This is a genomic window from Streptococcus sp. oral taxon 061 (genome assembly GCF_964211575.1).
Taxonomy (GTDB): domain Bacteria; phylum Bacillota; class Bacilli; order Lactobacillales; family Streptococcaceae; genus Streptococcus.
Window position 1 is genome coordinate 52,665 of the sequence record NZ_CAXOQQ010000005.1, and the last position, 20,753, is coordinate 73,417.

20 protein-coding genes are annotated in these 20,753 nt (G+C 39.3%); 19 read left to right on the forward strand and 1 reads right to left on the reverse strand.

Features of this window, described 5'->3' with window-relative positions; all coding sequences use genetic code 11:
- Positions 1-134: 134 nt before the first annotated feature.
- The 12 genes from AB8E63_RS05110 (at position 135) to AB8E63_RS05165 (ending at position 7,796) form a co-directional block, all read left to right on the forward strand.
- Positions 135-791, forward strand: a complete 657-nt coding sequence (locus tag AB8E63_RS05110; protein WP_006148127.1) for a CBS domain-containing protein — start codon at positions 135-137, stop codon at positions 789-791.
- 129 nt (positions 792-920) lie between these two features.
- On the forward strand, positions 921-1,211 hold the full coding sequence (rpsF, locus tag AB8E63_RS05115) for a 30S ribosomal protein S6 (protein WP_368910275.1): 291 nt from the start codon (positions 921-923) through the stop codon (positions 1,209-1,211).
- An 11-nt stretch (positions 1,212-1,222) separates the two neighbouring features.
- On the forward strand, positions 1,223-1,693 hold the full coding sequence (locus tag AB8E63_RS05120) for a single-stranded DNA-binding protein (RefSeq protein WP_036755226.1): 471 nt from the start codon (positions 1,223-1,225) through the stop codon (positions 1,691-1,693).
- 31 nt (positions 1,694-1,724) lie between these two features.
- Positions 1,725-1,964, forward strand: coding sequence for a 30S ribosomal protein S18 (rpsR, locus tag AB8E63_RS05125; RefSeq protein WP_000068664.1), 240 nt, complete (start codon positions 1,725-1,727; stop codon positions 1,962-1,964).
- 175 nt (positions 1,965-2,139) lie between these two features.
- Positions 2,140-2,649: a GNAT family N-acetyltransferase gene (locus AB8E63_RS05130; protein WP_368910276.1), complete on the forward strand. Its 510-nt coding sequence runs from the start codon at positions 2,140-2,142 to the stop codon at positions 2,647-2,649.
- A gap of 80 nt (positions 2,650-2,729) precedes the next feature.
- On the forward strand, positions 2,730-4,130 hold the full coding sequence (locus tag AB8E63_RS05135) for a bifunctional Cof-type HAD-IIB family hydrolase/peptidylprolyl isomerase (protein ID WP_368910277.1): 1,401 nt from the start codon (positions 2,730-2,732) through the stop codon (positions 4,128-4,130).
- Position 4,131: 1 nt separating this feature from the next.
- Positions 4,132-4,494, forward strand: coding sequence for a S1 RNA-binding domain-containing protein (locus AB8E63_RS05140; protein ID WP_368910278.1), 363 nt, complete (start codon positions 4,132-4,134; stop codon positions 4,492-4,494).
- A gap of 48 nt (positions 4,495-4,542) precedes the next feature.
- The gene (locus AB8E63_RS05145) at positions 4,543-5,292 is read left to right on the forward strand and encodes a tRNA1(Val) (adenine(37)-N6)-methyltransferase (RefSeq protein ID WP_368910279.1); all 750 of its coding nucleotides are present in this window, start codon (positions 4,543-4,545) and stop codon (positions 5,290-5,292) included.
- The gene (locus tag AB8E63_RS05150; RefSeq protein WP_368910280.1) at positions 5,282-5,566 is read left to right on the forward strand and encodes a GIY-YIG nuclease family protein; all 285 of its coding nucleotides are present in this window, start codon (positions 5,282-5,284) and stop codon (positions 5,564-5,566) included. Before AB8E63_RS05145 ends, AB8E63_RS05150 begins: the two co-directional genes overlap by 11 nt.
- Before the next feature lie 84 nt (positions 5,567-5,650).
- The gene (locus tag AB8E63_RS05155) at positions 5,651-6,586 is read left to right on the forward strand and encodes a manganese-dependent inorganic pyrophosphatase (RefSeq protein ID WP_368910281.1); all 936 of its coding nucleotides are present in this window, start codon (positions 5,651-5,653) and stop codon (positions 6,584-6,586) included.
- Between the two features lie 63 nt (positions 6,587-6,649).
- Entirely contained in the window at positions 6,650-7,162 is a 513-nt protein-coding gene (locus AB8E63_RS05160) for a YiiX/YebB-like N1pC/P60 family cysteine hydrolase (protein ID WP_368910282.1), read from the forward strand.
- Positions 7,146-7,796 (forward strand): DUF1803 domain-containing protein, encoded by a 651-nt coding sequence (locus tag AB8E63_RS05165; protein ID WP_368910283.1) that lies wholly within the window; start codon positions 7,146-7,148, stop codon positions 7,794-7,796. The genes AB8E63_RS05160 and AB8E63_RS05165 overlap by 17 nt, the downstream gene beginning before the upstream one ends.
- 34 nt (positions 7,797-7,830) lie before the next feature.
- Here the strand turns inward: AB8E63_RS05165 and AB8E63_RS05170 are convergent, their stop codons facing one another.
- Entirely contained in the window at positions 7,831-9,276 is a 1,446-nt protein-coding gene (locus AB8E63_RS05170; RefSeq protein ID WP_368910284.1) for a UDP-N-acetylmuramoyl-L-alanyl-D-glutamate--L-lysine ligase, read from the reverse strand.
- Between the two features lie 105 nt (positions 9,277-9,381).
- On the opposite strand from AB8E63_RS05170, the gene AB8E63_RS05175 reads away from it, so the two are divergent.
- The 7 genes from AB8E63_RS05175 (at position 9,382) to murC (ending at position 20,752) form a co-directional block, all read left to right on the forward strand.
- Positions 9,382-11,004 carry a polysaccharide biosynthesis protein gene (locus AB8E63_RS05175; RefSeq protein WP_025170332.1) on the forward strand — a complete coding sequence of 541 codons (1,623 nt, stop codon included), beginning with the start codon at positions 9,382-9,384 and terminating at the stop codon, positions 11,002-11,004.
- 201 nt (positions 11,005-11,205) lie between these two features.
- Positions 11,206-13,164 (forward strand): peptide ABC transporter substrate-binding protein, encoded by a 1,959-nt coding sequence (locus AB8E63_RS05180; protein ID WP_036753553.1) that lies wholly within the window; start codon positions 11,206-11,208, stop codon positions 13,162-13,164.
- Between the two features lie 145 nt (positions 13,165-13,309).
- On the forward strand, positions 13,310-14,404 hold the full coding sequence (locus AB8E63_RS05185) for a cystathionine gamma-synthase (RefSeq protein WP_368910285.1): 1,095 nt from the start codon (positions 13,310-13,312) through the stop codon (positions 14,402-14,404).
- A 4-nt stretch (positions 14,405-14,408) separates the two neighbouring features.
- A complete protein-coding gene (locus tag AB8E63_RS05190; RefSeq protein ID WP_368910286.1) occupies positions 14,409-15,575 on the forward strand; it encodes a MalY/PatB family protein in 1,167 nt (388 codons plus the stop codon).
- Positions 15,576-15,667: 92 nt separating this feature from the next.
- Positions 15,668-18,766, forward strand: a complete 3,099-nt coding sequence (locus tag AB8E63_RS05195; protein WP_368910287.1) for a DEAD/DEAH box helicase — start codon at positions 15,668-15,670, stop codon at positions 18,764-18,766.
- A gap of 46 nt (positions 18,767-18,812) precedes the next feature.
- A complete protein-coding gene (locus tag AB8E63_RS05200; protein ID WP_368910288.1) occupies positions 18,813-19,406 on the forward strand; it encodes a cystathionine gamma-synthase in 594 nt (197 codons plus the stop codon).
- An 11-nt stretch (positions 19,407-19,417) separates the two neighbouring features.
- The gene (gene murC, locus AB8E63_RS05205) at positions 19,418-20,752 is read left to right on the forward strand and encodes a UDP-N-acetylmuramate--L-alanine ligase (RefSeq protein ID WP_004252402.1); all 1,335 of its coding nucleotides are present in this window, start codon (positions 19,418-19,420) and stop codon (positions 20,750-20,752) included.
- Position 20,753: the final 1 nt, after the last annotated feature.

The window sequence follows — 20,753 nt, forward strand, 5'->3', positions numbered from 1 at the left end:
ATTAAGGGCTCTAAGTTGAGCTCTTTTTCGTAAAGTCCTTCAGATTTTTCTGAATCTTGAAAAAGAAATGAAAGCGTTTGATAGCTTTCCGTAAAAAGTGTATAATAAAACTATAAACATAAAGGAGATTTCCTATGGCAGTTAAAGATTTTATGACACGCAAGGTCGTTTATATCAGTCCTGATACAACTGTTGCACACGCAGCAGATTTGATGCGCGAGCAAGGCTTGCACCGTCTCCCTGTTATTGAGAATGATAAATTAGTAGGCTTGGTAACAGAAGGGACAATCGCTGAAGCTAGTCCTTCAAAAGCGACTAGTCTTTCAATCTTCGAGATGAATTATTTGCTTAATAAGACCAAAGTAAAAGACGTCATGATTAGAGATGTTGTTACTGTCTCAGGCTATGCAAGTTTAGAAGATGCAACTTATCTCATGCTTAAAAATAAGATTGGTATTTTGCCAGTTGTTGATAATGGACAATTGTATGGAGTCATTACAGATCGCGATGTATTCAGTGCCTTTCTTGAAATCGCTGGTTATGGTGAAGAGGGAATCCGTGTTCGTTTTATCACAGAAAATGAAGTTGGGGTCTTAGGTAAGATTGTTTCTTTAATTGTTGAAGAAAATCTTAATATCTCTCACACTGTTAACATTCCGCGTAAGGATGGTAAAATTGTTATTGAAGTACAAATTGAGGGAAGCATTGACCTTTCTTCATTGAAAAAGAAATTCGAGGATGAAAATATTCTCGTTGATGAAATTACAAAAACTTCTGCAAAAAAACTCTAAAAAGAAAAATATAACTTACTTTAAGCTTGCGAAAAAAATTTTTTTCTAGTATAATAGTTTATTGTGAGCAAACCTCACTTACCCCTTGCAAAGGCTTGGGGTCATTAGACCAAAAGGAGGAACATATCAATGGCTAAATACGAAATTCTTTATATCATTCGTCCAAACATTGAAGAAGAAGCGAAAAACGCTTTGGTAGCACGTTTTGACTCTATCTTGACTGACAACTGTGCAACTGTTGTTGAATCAAAAGATTGGGAAAAACGTCGTCTTGCATACGAAATCCAAGATTTCCGTGAAGGACTTTACCACATCGTTAACGTTGAAGCAAACGACGACGCAGCTCTTAAAGAGTTTGACCGTCTTTCAAAAATCAACGCTGACATTCTTCGTCACATGATCGTCAAACTTGACGCGTAAGAAGGTAGATTATGATTAACAATGTTGTACTTGTAGGGCGTATGACACGTGACGCTGAGTTACGTTATACCCCATCAAATGTAGCAGTTGCGACTTTTACTCTTGCAGTAAACCGTACATTCAAGAGTCAAAATGGCGAACGTGAGGCTGATTTTATCAATGTCGTTATGTGGCGCCAACAGGCTGAAAATCTTGCTAACTGGGCTAAAAAAGGCTCTCTTGTCGGGATTACAGGTCGTATTCAGACTCGTAGTTACGATAACCAGCAAGGACAACGTGTCTACGTGACAGAAGTCGTAGCTGAAAATTTCCAAATGTTGGAAAGCCGTAGTGCTCGTGAAGGACAAAGTGGTGGAGCTTATTCTGCACCAACTGCTAGTCATGCAGCACCTACAAATTCAGTACCTGACTTTTCACGTGATGAAAATCCATTTGGATCAACCAATCCTTTGGATATTTCAGATGATGATTTACCATTCTAATGGACAATTAATACTATAAAGGAGAAAAAACATGGCTCAACAACGTCGTGGCGGATTCAAACGCCGTAAAAAAGTTGATTACATCGCAGCAAACAAAATTGAATATGTTGATTACAAAGATACTGAGCTTCTTAGCCGTTTCGTTTCAGAACGTGGGAAAATCCTTCCACGTCGTGTAACTGGAACTTCAGCTAAAAACCAACGTAAAGTAACAACAGCTATCAAACGCGCGCGCGTAATGGCTTTGATGCCTTTCGTAAACGAAGATTAAAGAAAAGACCCTTACGGGTCTTTTTTTCACGAGCATTGAAATGTGAGAGCGAGTTGAGGTCCAGTGGACCTCTTTTTCTGAGTTCGAAAAGAAGAGAGCGAGTCAAGACCCGGCTGGTTTTTTTCTTTCTCTAAAACGTGCTATAATGATAGTAGTGATTCTAAAGGAGTATCTTATGAAGGGAAACGCTATTATTAGAAAAATGATTGAATCGGATATCAAACACCTATCCCAAGGTTTTATCAATCAAGGTTGGCCTGGTAGAGAGGAAATTTTGGCTAGATATTTTCTGGAACAGGAAAGTGGGGAGAGAGAAGTCTTAGTTGCAGAGGTCGAGAGTGCTGTAGCGGGCTACGTTACCATTTTGCCCTCTGCTAAACATGGTCCTTTTGCAGAAGTCTATCCAGAATTATCAGATTTTAATGTGTTTGAGCCTTTTCGAAATCAAGGGATTGGGAATCAACTGCTAGAAGAAGCAGAAAAACGAGTCAAGTTTGTTTCGAGTAAGGTCACTCTTGGTGTAGGTTTGCACTTAGGCTATGGCCCTGCCCAGAGATTGTATATCAGACGGGGCTACATTCCAGATGGGACAGGTGTCTGGTATCGAAATCAACCCTTGGAAATGAATGCAACTAGCCAAAATAATGATGATTTGGTTTTGTATCTAGTAAAGGAATTCGGATAAGAGACAAGGATTTTATTGGGGATGTGGGATTTCTCTACTTTATGGTATAATGGAAGGAGTGAATTGAAGGAGGTATTATAATGGATGCCAAGTTAAGATACAAGGCTAAGAAGATTAAGATTATCTTTTTTGATATAGATGATACTTTACGAAATTCAAAGACTGGCTTTATTCCAAGCACTATTCCAACAGCCTTTAAACAATTACGTGATAAAGGAATTTTGACAGGAATTGCGACTGGTCGAGGTATTTTTGGTGTCGTCCCAGAGATTAAAGCCCTCAAACCTGATTTCTTTGTAACCTTGAATGGTGCTTATATTGAGGACAAAAAGGGCAATGTCATTTATAGTAACAAAATTGCTAAAGATAAGGTTGAAGAGTATATTACTTGGACAAAAGAAGTTGGGATTGACTATGGTTTGGTGGGAAGTCATGCTGCTAAACTATCAAGGCGAACAGAGATGATTAGCCAGGCGATTGACCCGATTTATCCTGATTTAGAGGTGGACCCTGATTTTTACCAAAAAGAAGATATTTATCAGATGTGGACCTTTGAGGAGCAGGGTGATGACCTTGTCTTGCCTGATACTTTGGCATCGACTTTACGTATGGTACGTTGGCATGAACATTCGTCAGATGTGGTGCCTATTTCTGGTTCTAAGGCAGCTGGAGTTGCCAAAGTAGTAGACCAATTAGGTCTTAAACCTGAAAATGTGATGGTTTTTGGGGACGGACTTAACGATTTAGAGCTCTTTGATTATGCAGGTATTAGTGTCGCTATGGGTGTTTCTCATGAAAAAATCAAAGAAAAAGCAGATTATATTACAAAAACATTAGAAGAAGATGGCATCTTTGATGCCTTAGAAGGATTTGGTATGGTAGAAAAAGAATTACATTTTCCACAAGTAGACATTGAAACAGTAGAAGGTCCAATTGCGACTATTAAGACCAATCACGGAGACTTGCGTATTAAGCTCTTCCCTGAACATGCTCCTAAAACAGTAGCCAACTTTATTGCTCTGTCAAAAGATGGTTACTATGACGGTGTGATTTTCCACCGTATTATTAAAGATTTTATGATTCAAGGTGGAGACCCAACTGGAACCGGTATGGGTGGAGAGTCTATCTATGGAGAATCTTTTGAGGATGAGTTTTCAGAAGAACTTTACAATGTCCGCGGAGCCCTTTCTATGGCTAATGCTGGGCCAAATACAAATGGCAGCCAGTTCTTTATCGTGCAGAATCAACACTTGCCATATTCTAAGAAAGAAATTGCTCGTGGTGGTTGGCCAGAGCCAATTGCGGAGATTTATGCAGAACAAGGTGGAACTCCTCACCTAGACCGTCGTCATACTGTATTCGGTCAACTTGCGGATGAAGCTTCTTATGAAGTTCTGGATGCAATTGCAGGTGTCGAAACAGGTGCAATGGACAAGCCAGTTGAAGATGTCGTAATTGAAACTATTGAAATTGAGGACTAAAATGAAAATCGGTGATAAGCTAAATGGCCGTATTACTGGGATTCAGCCCTATGGAGCTTTTGTTGAGTTAGAAACAGGAGTGACAGGCCTGATTCATATCTCGGAGATTCGGACAGGATTTATCGAAAATATTTACGAGGTTTTAAAAATCGGTGATGAAGTCCAGGTACAGGTAGTAGATTTTGATGAATATACTGGGAAAGCTAGCCTTTCCATTCGTACCTTGGAAGAAGAAAAGCATCAACTTCCTAGACGGAGACGTTTTTCGAATGATCGCATCAAACATGGTTTTTCGCCGCTTGGCCGCATGATGCCTGTTTGGACTCGAGAAGCCTTGGAGCATTTAAAGAAAAACAGTAATTGATATCCCTCAAATCATTGTGATGTTATTATATTTTGCTATAATAGAAGTATGAACGAAGAACAATTATTAAAATCAGGAGAGCGCATTAATCAACTCTTCTCTACAGATATCAAGATTATTCAAAATAGAGAGGTTTTCAGCTATTCAGTGGATAGTGTACTTTTGTCACGCTTTCCTCGTTTTCCGAAAAATGGTTTGATAGTAGATTTCTGTGCGGGCAATGGAGCTGTTGGATTGTTTGCCAGTAGCCGGACCAAGGCTAAAATTCTATCTGTAGAAATTCAGGAACGTCTTGCTGATATGGCCGAACGCTCAGTACGTTTAAATGGGCTGGACGGACAGATGCAGGTCATCTGTGATGATTTGAAGAATATGCCTAGTCACATTCAGGGGAGCAAGGTTGATTTAATTTTATGCAATCCGCCTTATTTTAAAGTGGATCCAAATTCTAATCTGAATGAAAGTGAGCATTACCTTTTAGCTCGGCATGAAATTACAACCAATCTTAAGGAAATCTGTCGTAGTGCCCAGAGTATTCTCAAATCAAATGGGCGTTTGGCAATGGTTCATCGTCCTGATCGTTTGTTAGATATTTTAGAAACCCTTCAACAACACAATTTAGCTCCAAAGCGTCTGCAATTTGTCTACCCTAAACGGGAAAAGGAAGCCAATATGCTTTTGATTGAAGCTATCAAGGATGGGTCCACTAGTGGCTTTAAGGTTTTACCACCACTCATTGTTCATAATAGTGATGGTACTTATACACCAGAAATTCAAGAGATTTACTATGGATCATAAGGCTTATATGTATGTGGTAGAGTGTCGTGATGGTTCCTACTATACAGGCTATACAACAGATGTCAAGAAAAGGATTGCCGTTCACAATAGCGGTAAAGGAGCCAAATATACACGCGCTCGCTTGCCAGTAAAACTCATATTTGCAGAAGGTTTTGATAGTAAGGAAGAGGCCATGTCTGCTGAAGCTCTTTTCAAGCGCAAGACACGTATTCAAAAAGAACATTATCTCAAAGAGAATCAAAATAGAAATTTAGTTGATTCTTTTGACTTGTAATGAGGAGTCCTTTGACTCCTCTTACTTTTGTCAAAAAGCGAAAAAAATGCTACAATAAAGAGAATAAAGAAACGAGGTATTATCATGTCTAAGATTCTAGTATTTGGTCACCAAAATCCTGATTCAGATGCTATCGGTTCATCTGTAGCTTTTGCTTATCTTGCAAAAGAAGCTTATGGTTTGGATACAGAAGCAGTGGCTCTTGGTACTCCAAATGAAGAAACAGCTTTTGTATTGGATTATTTTGGCGTAGAAGCGCCACGTGTTATCACTTCAGCTAAGGCAGAAGGTGCAGAGCAAGTTATTTTGACTGACCACAATGAATTCCAACAATCAGTGTCAGATATCGCTGAAGTAGAAATTTATGGTGTGGTGGACCACCACCGTGTGGCTAACTTTGAAACTGCCAGCCAACTTTACATGCGTTTGGAACCAGTAGGATCAGCGTCTTCTATCGTATACCGCATGTTCAAAGAACATGGTGTAGCAGTGCCAAAAGAAATCGCAGGTTTGATGCTTTCAGGTTTGATTTCAGATACCCTTCTTTTGAAATCTCCAACAACTCATCCATCTGATAAAGTGATTGCGCCTGAATTGGCTGAATTGGCTGGTGTGAACTTGGAAGAATACGGTCTTGCAATGCTTAAGGCTGGTACGAACTTGGCAAGCAAATCAGCAGAAGAATTGATCGACATCGATGCTAAGACTTTTGAATTGAACGGAAACAATGTTCGTGTGGCTCAAGTGAATACAGTTGATATTGCTGAAGTCTTGGAACGCCAAGCTGAAATCGAAGCAGCTATCCAAGCCGCAAATGCAGCTAACGGCTACTCTGACTTTGTCTTGATGATTACAGACATCGTCAACTCAAACTCAGAAATTTTGGCTCTTGGTGCTAATATGGACAAGGTAGAAGCAGCTTTCAACTTCAAACTTGAAAACAACCACGCTTTCCTTCCAGGTGCTGTTTCACGTAAGAAACAAGTGGTACCACAATTGACTGAAAGCTTTAATGGGTAATCATAGATGGGAAAGCCCATTGTTAAAAAGGAGTTTCGGCTCCTTTTTTGCTAGGAGAGAAGTATGTTAGAAAATGGCGATTTGATTTTTGTGAGAGATGATTCGGATATAGGACAGGCCATCCAGGAATCTACTGGCAACTATAGCCATGTGGCTATCTTTTTGGACGGCTACATCTATCATGCAACTACGGAAGGCGGTGTCATTGCCCAATCCCCTGAAGATTTCTTTGAAGCTGAGAAGGTCTATGACCTTTATCGCTATGCGGAGATTGATTGTACAGAAGTCAAAAAGCGTGCAGAGAGCCACTTAGGTGCACCCTACAATGCTTCTTTCTATCCAGATGGGGATGGTTTCTTTTGTTCCCAATATATCGCAGACATTCTTCCTATTTTTGAGACCATTCCCATGAAGTTTGGGAATAATATACAGGAAATCAGTGATTTCTGGAGTGAATATTATAGAGAACTGGGGCTTCCTGTACCTTTGAATCAGCCTGGCACTAATCCGAGTCAATTAGCAGCTTCACCACTTTTAGTTTGTAAAGAAAGGAATCTTCATGATTCAGATTTTTAATCCATCACGTTTGACGCGACAGCCATTCTTTAGGGACTTGGTAGACTATCTTGATCAGCATGATGATGTTATTTTGCGTCAAATCAAGGCCCAATTTCCAGCTCAGCCAGTTGATAAGTATTTGGAGGAATACATTAAAGCGGGTTTGATTTTGAGAGAAAACAAACGCTATTATCTCAATCTTCCCTTTCTAGAATCTACAGATTCTCTTGCACTAGACCAAGAAGTCTTTGTAAGAGATGATAGTCCCATCTATCTAGAAATCCTGGAGAAAGAATTTCAGACTGAATTACGTAACCAAACGAATGCAGCTATCCTAGTTGAGTATACGGATTTTGCTAGAGTAAAGATGACCTTGTCTAATTATTTTTATAAGGTTAAGCACCAGTATCCGCTGACAGAAGATCAGCAGAAACTCTATGCTGTTTTGGGTGATGTTAATCCTGAGTATGCTCTCAAGTATATGACAACCTTTTTGCTCAAATTCCTCAAAAAAGACCAGCTTATGCAGAAACGCCGTGATATCTTTGTCGATAGTTTAGTTTTATTGGGCTACATCATTCAAAATGAAGATGAGAAATATGAGTTGGCTGTCGAATTTGATAAAGAACGCTTCATCTTTATAAAAAAATAAAGGCTAGGAAATTTCCTAGCCTTCTTTTAATTTACTATAGATAACGTTCTGCAACAGCAGCATCTCCAGGATAGTCTTCCTTTATCCCATTGATGATTTGGTAGCAGTCAGCTCCTTTACCAGCTATAATGACCGCATCTTCAGCTTGGCTCGTAATAGCCATAGCAGCCTTGATGGCTTGTTCACGATCGGCAATCTTTTCAACAGGATGACTGATATAGCTACTGATTTCATCTGCAATGGCCATTGGATCTTCGTAGTTTGGATCATCAGCCGTTAGAAAGACTTGAATTTCAGGATGCTGATTGAGGAGAAGTCCAAAGTCCTTACGACGGCTTTCTCCCTTGTTTCCAGTTGAACCAAGTACTAAAGCAATCTTTCCAGTTTGATGTGTTTCAACAACTGAGATTAGTTTTTTAAGACTGTCACCATTGTGGGCGTAATCAATGAAAACTTTTGCACCATTTTTCTGAGTAAGGACTTCCATACGACCAGGTACGCGAGTAGTCGCAATCCCTTTTTTGATGTCTTCAAGACTAGCACCTAGACGAAGACAAGCCAGTCCAGCTGCGACTGCATTTTCTTGGTTGAAATATCCAATCAACTGGATATCATAGTCTCCAGCTAATTTACCAGTAGCTGAGAAGCTAAAGGCTTTGGAGTTTTCGATTTGGTTACTTGACTGGCTTCCGTAGAAATCATGTTCTTGATTTTCAACTTGTTCTTTTAAAACAGAGAAGTGGTCCATATCACTATTAATGACAACTGCGCGACTATTTTTCATCAAGAGACGCTTATGGTAGAAGTAATCTTCAAAGGTTGGATGCTCAATAGGTCCAATGTGGTCAGGACTGATATTGAGGAACACTCCTACATCAAAAGTGAGGCCGTAGACTCGCTTCACCAGGTAAGCTTGACTGGACACTTCCATGATAAGGTGAGTTCTTCCGTTATCAACTGCCTGGGCCATCATATCAAAGAGGTCGATGCTTTCAGGTGTTGTCAGAGCAGATTTAAAGAAAGTCTTACCGTCCAAGGTCGTATTCATGGTTGACAACATAGCTGGACGATGTTTTTGATTTAGGATATTGTAGGCAAAATAAGCCGCTGTAGTTTTTCCTTTAGTTCCAGTGAAAGCAAGTAATTTTAATTTCTCTTGAGGGTTGCCATAAAACTCCATGGCAATCAAACTCATGGCTTTTTTAATATCGCTAACGACAATAACGGGAATACCGACTTCATAGTCCTGTTCTGCTACATACCATCCAAGTCCTTGTTCAATTGCCGAAAGCAGAAATTCCTTCTTAAATGCAGCTCCTTTGACAAAAAAGAGACTGTTTTCTTGAGCTTTTCGGCTATCGTAGCAGATGCTATCAAAAGTTACATCACTAAAATGGTAGTGGTAATGTCCTTGGTCGATAATCTCACGGAAGAGATCGTCTTTCTTTAAAATATCTAATACGGTTTCAATCTTTATCATACTTTCTATTGTAAACTGAAAGTCTGAATTTTACAAGTAACAAGGAAAAGTTTATAATGGAAGATAAGGAACATTTTCTAGTTATTAAAAATGAATGAGGAAGCTATGTCTAACGAAAATAATCATCAGCAGGCCCAGATGTTACGAGGGACTGCCTGGCTAACAGCAAGTAACTTTATCAGTCGCTTGCTCGGGGCTATTTACATTATCCCTTGGTATATTTGGATGGGAACATATGCTGCTAAGGCTAATGGTCTCTTTACCATGGGCTATAATATCTACGCCTGGTTCTTGTTGATTTCGACAGCAGGGATCCCAGTGGCTGTAGCTAAGCAAGTTGCTAAATACAATACCATGCATGAGGAAGAGCATAGTTTTGCCCTGATTCGAAGTTTCTTGGGCTTTATGACTGTGCTAGGACTTGCCTTTGCCTTGATCTTATACCTCTTTGCACCTTGGTTGGCGGACCTTTCCGGAGTCGGTAAGGACTTAATTCCAATTATGCAAAGTTTAGCGTGGGCTGTCTTGATATTCCCATCTATGAGTGTTATCCGTGGATTTTTCCAAGGGATGAATAATCTTAAACCTTATGCCATGAGTCAAATTGCTGAGCAGGTTATCCGTGTCATTTGGATGCTCTTAGCAACCTTTATCATCATGAAGCTCGGTTCAAAGGATTATCTATCAGCTGTTACCCAATCTACCTTTGCAGCTTTTGTGGGAATGGTAGCTAGTTTTGCAGTCTTACTTTATTTCCTTTATAAGGAAGGATTGCTCCAAAAAGTTTTTGAAACACGAGATAAGATTGACAGTAAGAGTCTTTTGGTTGATACGATTAAGGAAGCAATTCCTTTTATCTTGACTGGTTCGGCTATTCAGCTTTTCCAAATCTTGGACCAAATGACCTTTATCAATAGCATGAAGTGGTTTACCAACTATAGTAATGAAGACTTAGTTGTCATGTTTTCTTATTTCTCTGCCAATCCTAATAAAATCACTATGATTTTGATTTCGGTTGGAGTTTCGATTGGTAGTGTTGGTCTGCCTCTCTTGACTGAGAACTATGTCAAAGGGGATTTGCCAGCGGCTTCTCGTCTAGTTCAAGATAGTATCACCATGCTCTTCCTATTCCTCTTACCAGCAACGGTTGGTGTAGTTATGGTAGGTGAACCCCTCTATACAGTCTTTTACGGTAAGCCAGATGGCTTGGCTATGGGTTTGTTTGTCTTTGCAGTCTTGCAGTCAACAATTCTAGGTTTGTACATGGTTTTGTCGCCGATGCTTCAGGCGATGTTTCGTAACCGCAAAGCAGTCTTGTATTTTGTATATGGTTCTATCGCCAAAATTATTCTTCAAATACCATCAATAGCGATATTCCATAGTTATGGCCCTTTAATTTCAACAACAATCGGACTCATTATTCCAAATGTTTTGATGTACCGTGATATATGTGAGGTGACAGGTGCGCGTCGAAAGATTATTCTGAAGAGAACAATCTTAGTTACTATTTTGACTCTAGTTATGTTTATTCTAGTAGGACTCTTGCAATGGATTATTGGATTTGTCTTCCAACCAACTGGACGTTTCTGGAGTTTCCTATATGTCGCCTTAATTGGTACAATCGGTGGCGGGCTTTACGGAGTTATGTGTCTCTATACTCGTCTCTTGGATAAGGTTATTGGACAGGAAAAAGCCAATCAGTTACGAGCACGATTAAAATTATCATAAAAATTTATAAATAAAATGAATAATTTGAACTTTTCTATCCGAAAAAGTTTAAATTGTTCATTTTTTTATTTAAAAAATAGGATAAAATATAAAATTAGTAGAAAAAAATCTATAATTTGGTAAAAATTAGATAAAATCACTTGACTAAAAAAAACAATAGCTGTATAATGATACAAATATTTAAATTTGGAGGTTCTGTTTATGAAAAAGTCTAAGGCAAAATATCTGACGTTAGCAGGCGTTGTCCTAAGTGCAGGTCTGCTATTGGCGGCTTGTAGCAACTCAGCTAGTTCTACTAAAACATACAACTATGTATATAGTAGCGATCCATCTAGTCTAAACTATCTCTTAGAGAATCGTGCAACAACAGGTGATGTTGTGACAAACTTGGTAGATGGTTTGATGGAAAATGACCAGTATGGAAATTATATTCCTTCATTGGCAGAAGATTGGACTGTATCCCAAGATGGTTTGACTTATACTTACAAACTTCGTAAGGACGCCAAATGGTATACAGCAGATGGTGAAGAGTATGCACCAGTGACAGCACAAGATTTTGTGACAGGATTGAAATATGCTGCGGATAAAAAATCTGAAGCTCTCTATCTAGTTCAAGATTCTGTTGCTGGCTTGGATGACTATATCAACGGAAAAACAACAGACTTTTCAACAGTTGGTGTAAAGGCTATTGACGACCAAACTGTCCAATATACCTTGACTCACCCAGAAACTTACTGGAACTCAAAAACAACTGCGACTATTCTGTTTCCAGTAAATGCAGACTTCTTGAACTCAAAAGGGGATGATTTCGGTAAAGTGGATCCAGCAAATATCTTGTATAATGGTCCATTTATTCTCAAATCATTCACATCTAAATCTGTCATGGAATACAAGAAAAATCCAAATTACTGGGATGCAAAAAATGTATTCGTAGATGAAGTGAAGTTGACTTACTACGATGGAAGCGACCAAGATGCCTTGGCACGTAACTTCATGGAAGGAGTATACAGCTACGCACGTCTCTATCCAAATAGTTCGAGCTTTGAAGGAATTAAGGAAAAGAATAAAGATAATATTATTTACAGCATGCAAGATGCGACATCCTACTATTATAACTTTAACCTAGATAGACAATCTTATAACCATACTTCAAAAACAACTGATGCTGAAAAGACAGCCCAACAAGAAGCAGTTTTGAATAAATCATTCCGTCAGGCTATCAACTTTGCCTATGACCGTACTGCTTATGGTGCCCAATCTCAAGGGGAAGATGGAGCAACTAAGATTATCAGAAACTTGCTCGTTCCACCATCATTTGTAACACTTGATGGTAAAGATTTTGGTGATGTCGTAGCTTCTAAGGTGGTCAATTACGGTCAAGTATGGCAAAATATGAACTTCGCTGATGCCCAAGATGCTTACTACAATGCCGATAAGGCCAAAGAAGTCTTTGCTCAAGCCAAGAAAGAATTGGAAGCCAAAGGTGTTCAATTCCCAATTCACCTGGATTTACCGGTTGACCAAACCTTTAAGAAGGGGGTGTTAGAGGCAAGTTCTTTCAAACAGTCTATTGAATCTGTTCTAGGTGCAGATAATGTCGTTATCGATATTCAAATGCTGACTACTGAGGAAATGGATAGTATTGGTTATCTAGCGAATACAGCTGCACAAAAAGACTATGACCTTTATAACGGTGGTTGGGGACCAGACTACCAAGACCCATCAACTTACCTCGATACTCTTAGCTTAACAAGTGGTGGCTCACTACAAAACCTCGGTTTGGAACCAGGAGCAACCAATGCTAAAGCAACAGCTGTTGGTTTGGATGTCTATACTAAGATGTTGGAAGAAGCCAATGCTGAACAAGATTTGAACAAACGTTATGATAAATACGCTGAAGCACAAGCTTGGTTGGTGGATAGCTCTCTAGCAATTCCAAACGTTTCTAAAGGTGGAACACCTACATTGAGAAAAACAGTTCCATTCTCTGCCGCCTTCTCTCAAGCTGGTAATAAGGGTGTTGAATCCTACAAATACGTGAAATTGCAAGATAAGATTGTCACAACAGCTGAGTATGAAGAAGCTAGACAAAAATGGCTGAAAGAAAAAGAAGAATCTAATAAAAAAGCCCAAGAAGATTTTGCTAAACACGTTAAATAATCAGTCTATTCAACAGGAAAAACGATAGTTTCTCAGGAAGCTATCGTTTTAGTATAGTTTGAAACTATAACTAGCTCTTGAAAACAAGAAAACGAAGGATACAAAATAAGTGGTACAATAGTTACTATAGATTTGGAGGTAAAGTATGAGCAAATCATTTCATATCAACACAATTTTAGCCCAAGCAGGTATTAAGTCTGATAAGGCAACAGGTGCTTTGGTTACACCTATTCACTTTTCAACGACCTATCAACATCCAGAATTTGGTCAATCAACTGGATTTGACTACACCCGCACCAAAAATCCAACTCGTAGCAAGGCAGAGGAAGTTTTGGCAGCTATTGAATCAGCCAAGTATGCTTTGGCGACTAGTTCAGGTATGTCTGCGATTGTGTTAGCCTTTAGCGTTTTTCCAGTAGGAAGCAAGGTTTTGGCTGTCCGTGACCTTTACGGTGGCTCTTTCCGCTGGTTCAATCAAGTGGAGCAAGAAGGACGTTTCCACTTTACCTATGCCAACACAGAAGAAGAGCTAATTGCCGAGCTAGAAAAGGATGTGGATGTACTTTATATCGAAACACCAACCAACCCTTTGATGTTGGAATTTGATATTGAAAAATTGTCAAAATTAGCTCATGCTAAGGGTGCTAAAGTTGTCGTCGACAATACCTTCTATAGCCCGATTTACCAACGTCCAATTGAAGATGGAGCAGATATTGTCCTTCATTCAGCGACAAAATACCTTGCAGGCCATAATGATGTTCTAGCTGGTGTAGTTGTGACAGATAATGCTGATTTGTACGAAAAACTCTTTTATAATCTCAATACGACAGGGGCTGTTTTGTCACCATTTGATAGTTATCAATTGATTCGTGGTCTTAAAACATTGTCACTTCGTATGGAGCGCTCAACAGCTAATGCTCAAGAAATCATAGCCTTTTTGGAAGAATCACCTGCAGTCAAAGAAGTCTTGTATACAGGTCGCGGGGGGATGATTTCCTTTAAAGTGGCAGATGAGAAGCGTATCCCTCATATCTTAAACACTTTGAAAGTATTCTCTTTTGCTGAAAGTCTGGGTGGTGTTGAAAGTCTGATTACCTACCCAACCACTCAAACCCATGCAGACATTCCTGCAGAGGTTCGTCATTCTTATGGATTAACAGATGACCTTTTACGCTTGTCTATTGGTATTGAGGATGCTAGGGACTTGATTGAAGATTTGCGTCAAGCTTTGGAAGGATAAGACTATGGGGAAATATGATTTTACGACTTTACCCAATCGTTTTGGACATCATACCTACAAATGGAAAGAAGCAGAGACTGACCGTCAAGTATTGCCAGCCTGGATTGCTGATATGGACTTTGAAGTCTTACCTGAGATTCGTCAGACTGTCCATGACTATGCTGAGCAATTAGTCTATGGCTATACCTATGCTAGTGATGGATTGATTGAAGCTGTTCAAAACTGGGAGGAAAAACACCATAGTTATCGCTTTGAAAAGGATGCTCTAGTCTTTATCGAAGGGGTAGTGCCAGCTATTTCAACAGCTATTCAAGCCTTTACCAAAGAAGGTGAAGCGGTTCTGATTAACACACCGGTTTATCCACCTTTTGCTCGAAGCATTAAGCTCAATAATCGCAGACTAATCACCAACTCTCTAGTAGAAAAAGACGGACTTTTTGAGATTGACTTTGATCAATTGGAGAAAGACTTTGTCGAAGAAGATGTGAAACTCTACGTTCTCTGCAATCCTCATAATCCTGGTGGACGCGTTTGGGACAAGGAAGTCTTAGAGAAGATTGGACAACTTTGTCAAAAACATGGAGTCTTGCTGGTATCTGATGAGATTCACCAAGATTTAGCTCTATTTGGAAACAAGCACCAGTCATTCAACACGGTAAATGAAGATTTTAAAGAATTTTCACTGATTTTAAGCAGTGCTACCAAAACTTTCAATATTGCAGGAACCAAGAATTCTTACGCTATCATCGAGAATCCAAAGTTAAGAGTTGCTTTCCAAAAACGCCAGCTGGCTAATAATCAACATGAAATCTCAGGTTTGGGATACTTAGCAACAGAAACTGCTTATCGCTATGGTGAAGACTGGTTGACAGAACTAAAAGAACTAATCGAGAAGCACATTAATTATGTAGTCGATTTGTTTGGTAAAGAAACTAAAATCAAGGTCATGAAACCTCAAGGGACCTATCTCATTTGGCTTGATTTTTCAGCCTATGATATTAGCGATGAAGAACTAAGAAAACTCTTGAGAGACGAAGCCAAGGTTATCCTGAATAGGGGCTTGGACTTTGGTGAAGAAGGAGCTCTCCATGCTCGCTTAAATGTAGCTATGCCTACATCTGTCTTGGAAGAAGTTTGTCAACGAATCATTACCACTTTTTCAAATCATTAAAAAACTAGCCTTTTAGGAGAAAAGTACTCCTAGAAGGCTATTTTCATAGGCAGAAATATGGTATAATTAAGAGATAAAGTAAAGGGGACACTATGGCTAAATTGATTCCAGGAAAGCTTCGAATGGAGGGAGTAGAACTCTACGAAACTGGTCAGATTGAAATCATTAAAGAACAGGACCATCGCATCTATGCGCGTGTAGCGGATGAAGAAATCCGCTATAGTTTAGATGACGATTTGGTTTTTTGTACCTGTGCATTTTTCAAAAAAAGAGGCTACTGTGTTCATTTGGCGGCATTGGAATATTATCTAAAAAATGACCAACTAGGGCAAGAAATCTTACTCAATCTAGAGGCTAATCAGGAAGAGAAAGAGACTGTTGAGACACAAGTAACTTTCGGAGGAAAATTCTTGGAGTCTATCCAAGCACCTAGTCAGTCTGACCTCTATCAGCTTTCTGCTCAAGGACAGGTGGAAGCAGGGACCAATCGCCTTATCTGGACTTTAAGGATTGGTCTTTCTAAGCAAGACAAGTTTTATGTGATTAGGGATATCCCTCTTTTCTTAAAAGTCATAGAGTTTTCCAAACCCTATATGATAGGGAAACATTACGAGACCTCATTAAGACTTGAGTATTTTGATAAAGCCAGCCAAGAAGTCTTGAATTTCTTATTAGGTTTGGTTGAAGAGAAGATTGACTACACTATTTTTTTTCCAAATCAAGGACGACATCTCTATTTCCCTAAAACCTTTTTTGAGCAGGGGGCTAGTCTTCTGATGGGCTTAGATGTATTCCAATTTGATCATCAGATTTCAAGCTATCATGAACTGCTTTTCCGAGACTTTGATGGCCAAGCAGGTTTGTTTTCATTTAGAATTGAAGAAAAAACCAACTATTTTGAAATGGAAATTTTCGAACAGGCAGGGCTTAATTTCTTTTACAGAGGACAAGTACTATTCTCCAAGGGGAATTTTTTCCTGATGTCGAAAAAACAGGCTAGTTTATTAGATGCGCTTAGAAAAGTTCCTTTAGATCATAGTGGTAGGAAGATTTTACAGTTTGATAGTAGCGATCGAGATCTCTTAGCTTCGACCTTGTCCCAGTTTAAAGGGCTCGGAAAAGTAGAGGCTCCTGAGTCTCTTCAAATCCAGACTTTCCGCCCTTCATTTTACATGGATCGAGAAGAGGATGGTTCTATTCGATTAGATATGCAATTTCAATATGAAACTTGCCTAGTAAGGAACCGTAATGAACTAGAGAACCTACCTTTTGCTAGCGATATTCAACTAGAGAAACAGATTTTTCAGTTGGCTCTATCAGCAGGTTTTGAAGCAGATTTTCGTTCATGGCGTCAGAGTTTGAAAGCTGATGCAATCCATACTTTCTTTCAGGAAATTTTGCCAGCCTTTGCGGTGCTTGGAGAATTAAAGATTTCCGAGAGTTTGCAGGACCTTTATCGAGTTCAGAAACCTCAAGTCCACATCTCGTCCAAGGGAAGTCTTCTAGAAATTCAATTTGATTTTCAGGATATTGATCAAGAAGAAATCAATCGAGCGATGAAGGCTCTGGTTGCCAAGCAGGACTATTATATTAGCTCGTCTAATCAGGTCTATTATTTTGATGAACAGACAAAACGCATTCGACAAGATTTAGAGGATTTGGGGATTGACGAGATGGAGAGTGATGCTTTCCATGCTCGCAAGTCATTGGCTTATACCCTTTCTCATCTGTTTAAGGACCAGGATCAAGTAACATTTACCGAAGAATTTCGTCATTTGGCCCATCATTTAACGCATCCAGAGGATTTTCCGATGAAGTCCCTAGATATTCGAGCCCAGCTCAGAGATTATCAGAAAAAAGGGATTCAATGGCTACAAATGCTAGACCATTATGGATTTGGTGGAATTTTAGCTGATGATATGGGACTTGGAAAAACCTTACAAGCCATCGCCTTTTTAAGTAGCCAACTTCAGGAAAATAGCAGTGTCTTGATTCTTGCTCCATCTGGTCTCATCTATAATTGGGCTGATGAATTTAAAAAATTTGCACCGAATTTGGATGTGGCTATCGTACATGGATTGAAACCTTATCGCGAGACTATTTTAGCAGAAAAACATCAGGTCTATGTGACCAGTTATGCCACTTTCCGTCAGGATAGTGAAATCTATCGAAATTTATCTTTTGATTTTCTATTTCTAGATGAAGCCCAGGTGATGAAAAATGCCCAAACCAAAATTGCTAAGATTTTGAGAAAGTTTGTGGTTCCATCAGTTTTTGCTCTATCTGGAACACCGATTGAAAATAACCTTGGCGAATTATGGTCTATCTTTCAGATTGTATTGCCAGGACTTTTGCCAGCAAAAAAAGACTTTATGAAATTGCCTGCTGAGAGAGTGGCACAGTTTATCAAACCATTTGTCATGCGTCGAAAAAAAGAGGATGTTCTTACAGAGCTACCTGATTTGATAGAAGTTGTTTATAAGAATGAACTGGAAGACCAGCAAAAGGCTATCTATCTAGCTCAACTTCAACAGATGCAAGAGCGTTTGGGTCAGGTGACTGATGCAGAATTTCAACGAAATCGAGTTGAAATTTTAACAGGACTCATGCGTCTTCGCCAGATTTGTGATACTCCAGCCCTATTTATTGAGGATTATAAGGGAGATAGCGGGAAACTTGATAGTTTACGAGATCTGCTAAGTCAAATTGCTGAGGGAAATCATCGTGTACTCATCTTTTCACAATTTAGGGGGATGTTGGACCGCATCGAAGAGGAGTTGCCACAGCTTGGCTTAACTTCCTTTAAGATTACAGGTTCAACTCCTTCACAGGAACGCCAAGAAATGACCAAGGCTTTTAACCAAGGTGAGCGCGATGTGTTTTTGATTTCTCTAAAAGCTGGTGGAGTTGGTCTCAATCTTACTGGTGCAGACACAGTTATTCTGGTAGACTTATGGTGGAATCCGGCAGTTGAATCGCAGGCTATTGGCAGGGCCCACCGTATGGGACAAGAACAAGCTGTTGAGGTTTATCGTCTGGTAACTAGAGGTACAATCGAGGAGAAAATTCAAGAGTTGCAGGAACAGAAAAGAAATCTGGTCTCTGAAGTCTTGGACGGAACAGAGTCTCGTGGAAGTCTCACACTTAGTGAAATTCAAGAAATATTAGGAATTTCTGAAGCCAAGACTTGAAAAATCAAGACTTTACGTTATAATGGAGTATTGAAAGGGAATAAAAATGAAACAAGTACGATTTCCAATAGTGTCAGATGATGAGATCATACTGACAGAGATGCCATTTATGGATTTATATGATGAGTCGGATCTCATCAGTAATATCAAGGGAGACTACCAGGACAAAAACTACTTGGAATGGTCACCAATTACTACCGAAAAAAAGTCACCGGTTCAAGCATCAGATAAGCTACCTGAAAAGAAGGAAAAATCCTATGCTGAACTTGCTCGTGAAGAAGCAAGAGCTGATCTAAAACGGAAACGTTCAGCAAAATATTTGACTCAAGATGTCAGTTTTACGAAACGTTATAAACCTTCAAATACTGTAGTAAGACAGGCAAATCAGCCAACGGCTCCTTTCCAAAAGGAAAATCCTGGTGAGCTAGCAAAATTTAGTGACAAACTAACTCAGAAACATTATATTTTGGCTGAAATTGCTCCTCAAATGCAACAGACAAGCAAAGAAGAGCATCTGGGATCAAAGAAAAATAATTATGATTTTTTAAAGAAAAGCCAGATTTATAACAAAAAAGAAAATCAATCAGAAAAAGAACGTAAAATTGCTCAAGAGTTGAACTTGACAAATATGACAGAGTAAAGGGGAAAAAGATGGCAAAAACCTATCATTTTATCGGAATTAAAGGATCAGGAATGAGTGCCTTGGCTTTGATGTTGCACCAAATGGGGCACAAGGTCCAAGGATCTGATGTGGAAAAATATTACTTTACACAACGTGGGCTAGAGCAAGCAGGGATTAAAATTTTACCTTTCGATGAGAAAAATCTTCAAGGGGATTTAGAAATCATAGCTGGGAATGCCTTTCGTCCAGACAACAATGTTGAAATTGCCTATGCAGACAAGAATGGGCTAAGCTATAAACGTTATCATGAGTTTCTTGGTAGCTTTATGCGTGACTTTATCAGCATGGGTGTTGCCGGAGCACACGGTAAGACTTCAACAACAGGTATGCTTTCTCACGTTTTGTCCCACATCACTGATACTAGCTATCTAATTGGAGATGGTACAGGTCGTGGTTCTGAAAATGCCAAGTATTTTGTCTTCGAATCAGACGAGTACGAACGTCATTTCATGCCATATCACCCAGAATACTCTATTATTACTAATATCGACTTTGACCATCCTGACTATTTCACAAGCTTAGAGGATGTCTTCAATGCCTTCAATGATTATGCTAAACAAATCACCAAAGGTTTGTTTGTCTACGGTGAAGATGCTGAGTTGCGTAAGATTACGGCAAATGCTCCAATCTATTATTATGGTTTTGAAGCAGACAACAATGACTTTGTAGCTAGTGATTTACTTCGTTCTACTACAGGTTCAACCTTTACAGTTCACTTCCGTGGTCAAGAATTGGGTCAATTCCACATTCCAACTTTTGGTCGCCACAACATCATGAATGCAACAGCAGTAATTGGTTTGCTTTATACTGCTGGCTTTGACTTGAATTTAGTGCGTGAACACTTGAATACTTTTGGAGGTGTTAAGCGTCGCTTTACAGAAAAGATTGTTAACGATACAGTCATTATCGATGATTTTGCGCATCACCCAACTGAAATCATTGCAACTCTAGATGCTGCACGTCAAAAATACCCAAGCAAGGAAATCGTTGCTATTTTCCAACCGCATACTTTTACTCGTACAATTGCTTTGTTGGATGATTTTGCACAGGCCTTGAATCAGGCTGACGCAGTTTACCTAGCACAAATCTATGGATCTGCTCGTGAAGTTGACCATGGTGATGTTAAGGTTGAGGATTTAGCAGCTAAGATTGATAAAAAACATCAAGTTATCACTGTTGAAAATGTGTCTCCGCTCTTAGACCATGATAATGCTGTATACGTCTTTATGGGAGCAGGTGACATTCAATCATATGAATACTCATTCGAACGTCTCTTGTCTAATTTGACAAGTAATGTTCAGTAAG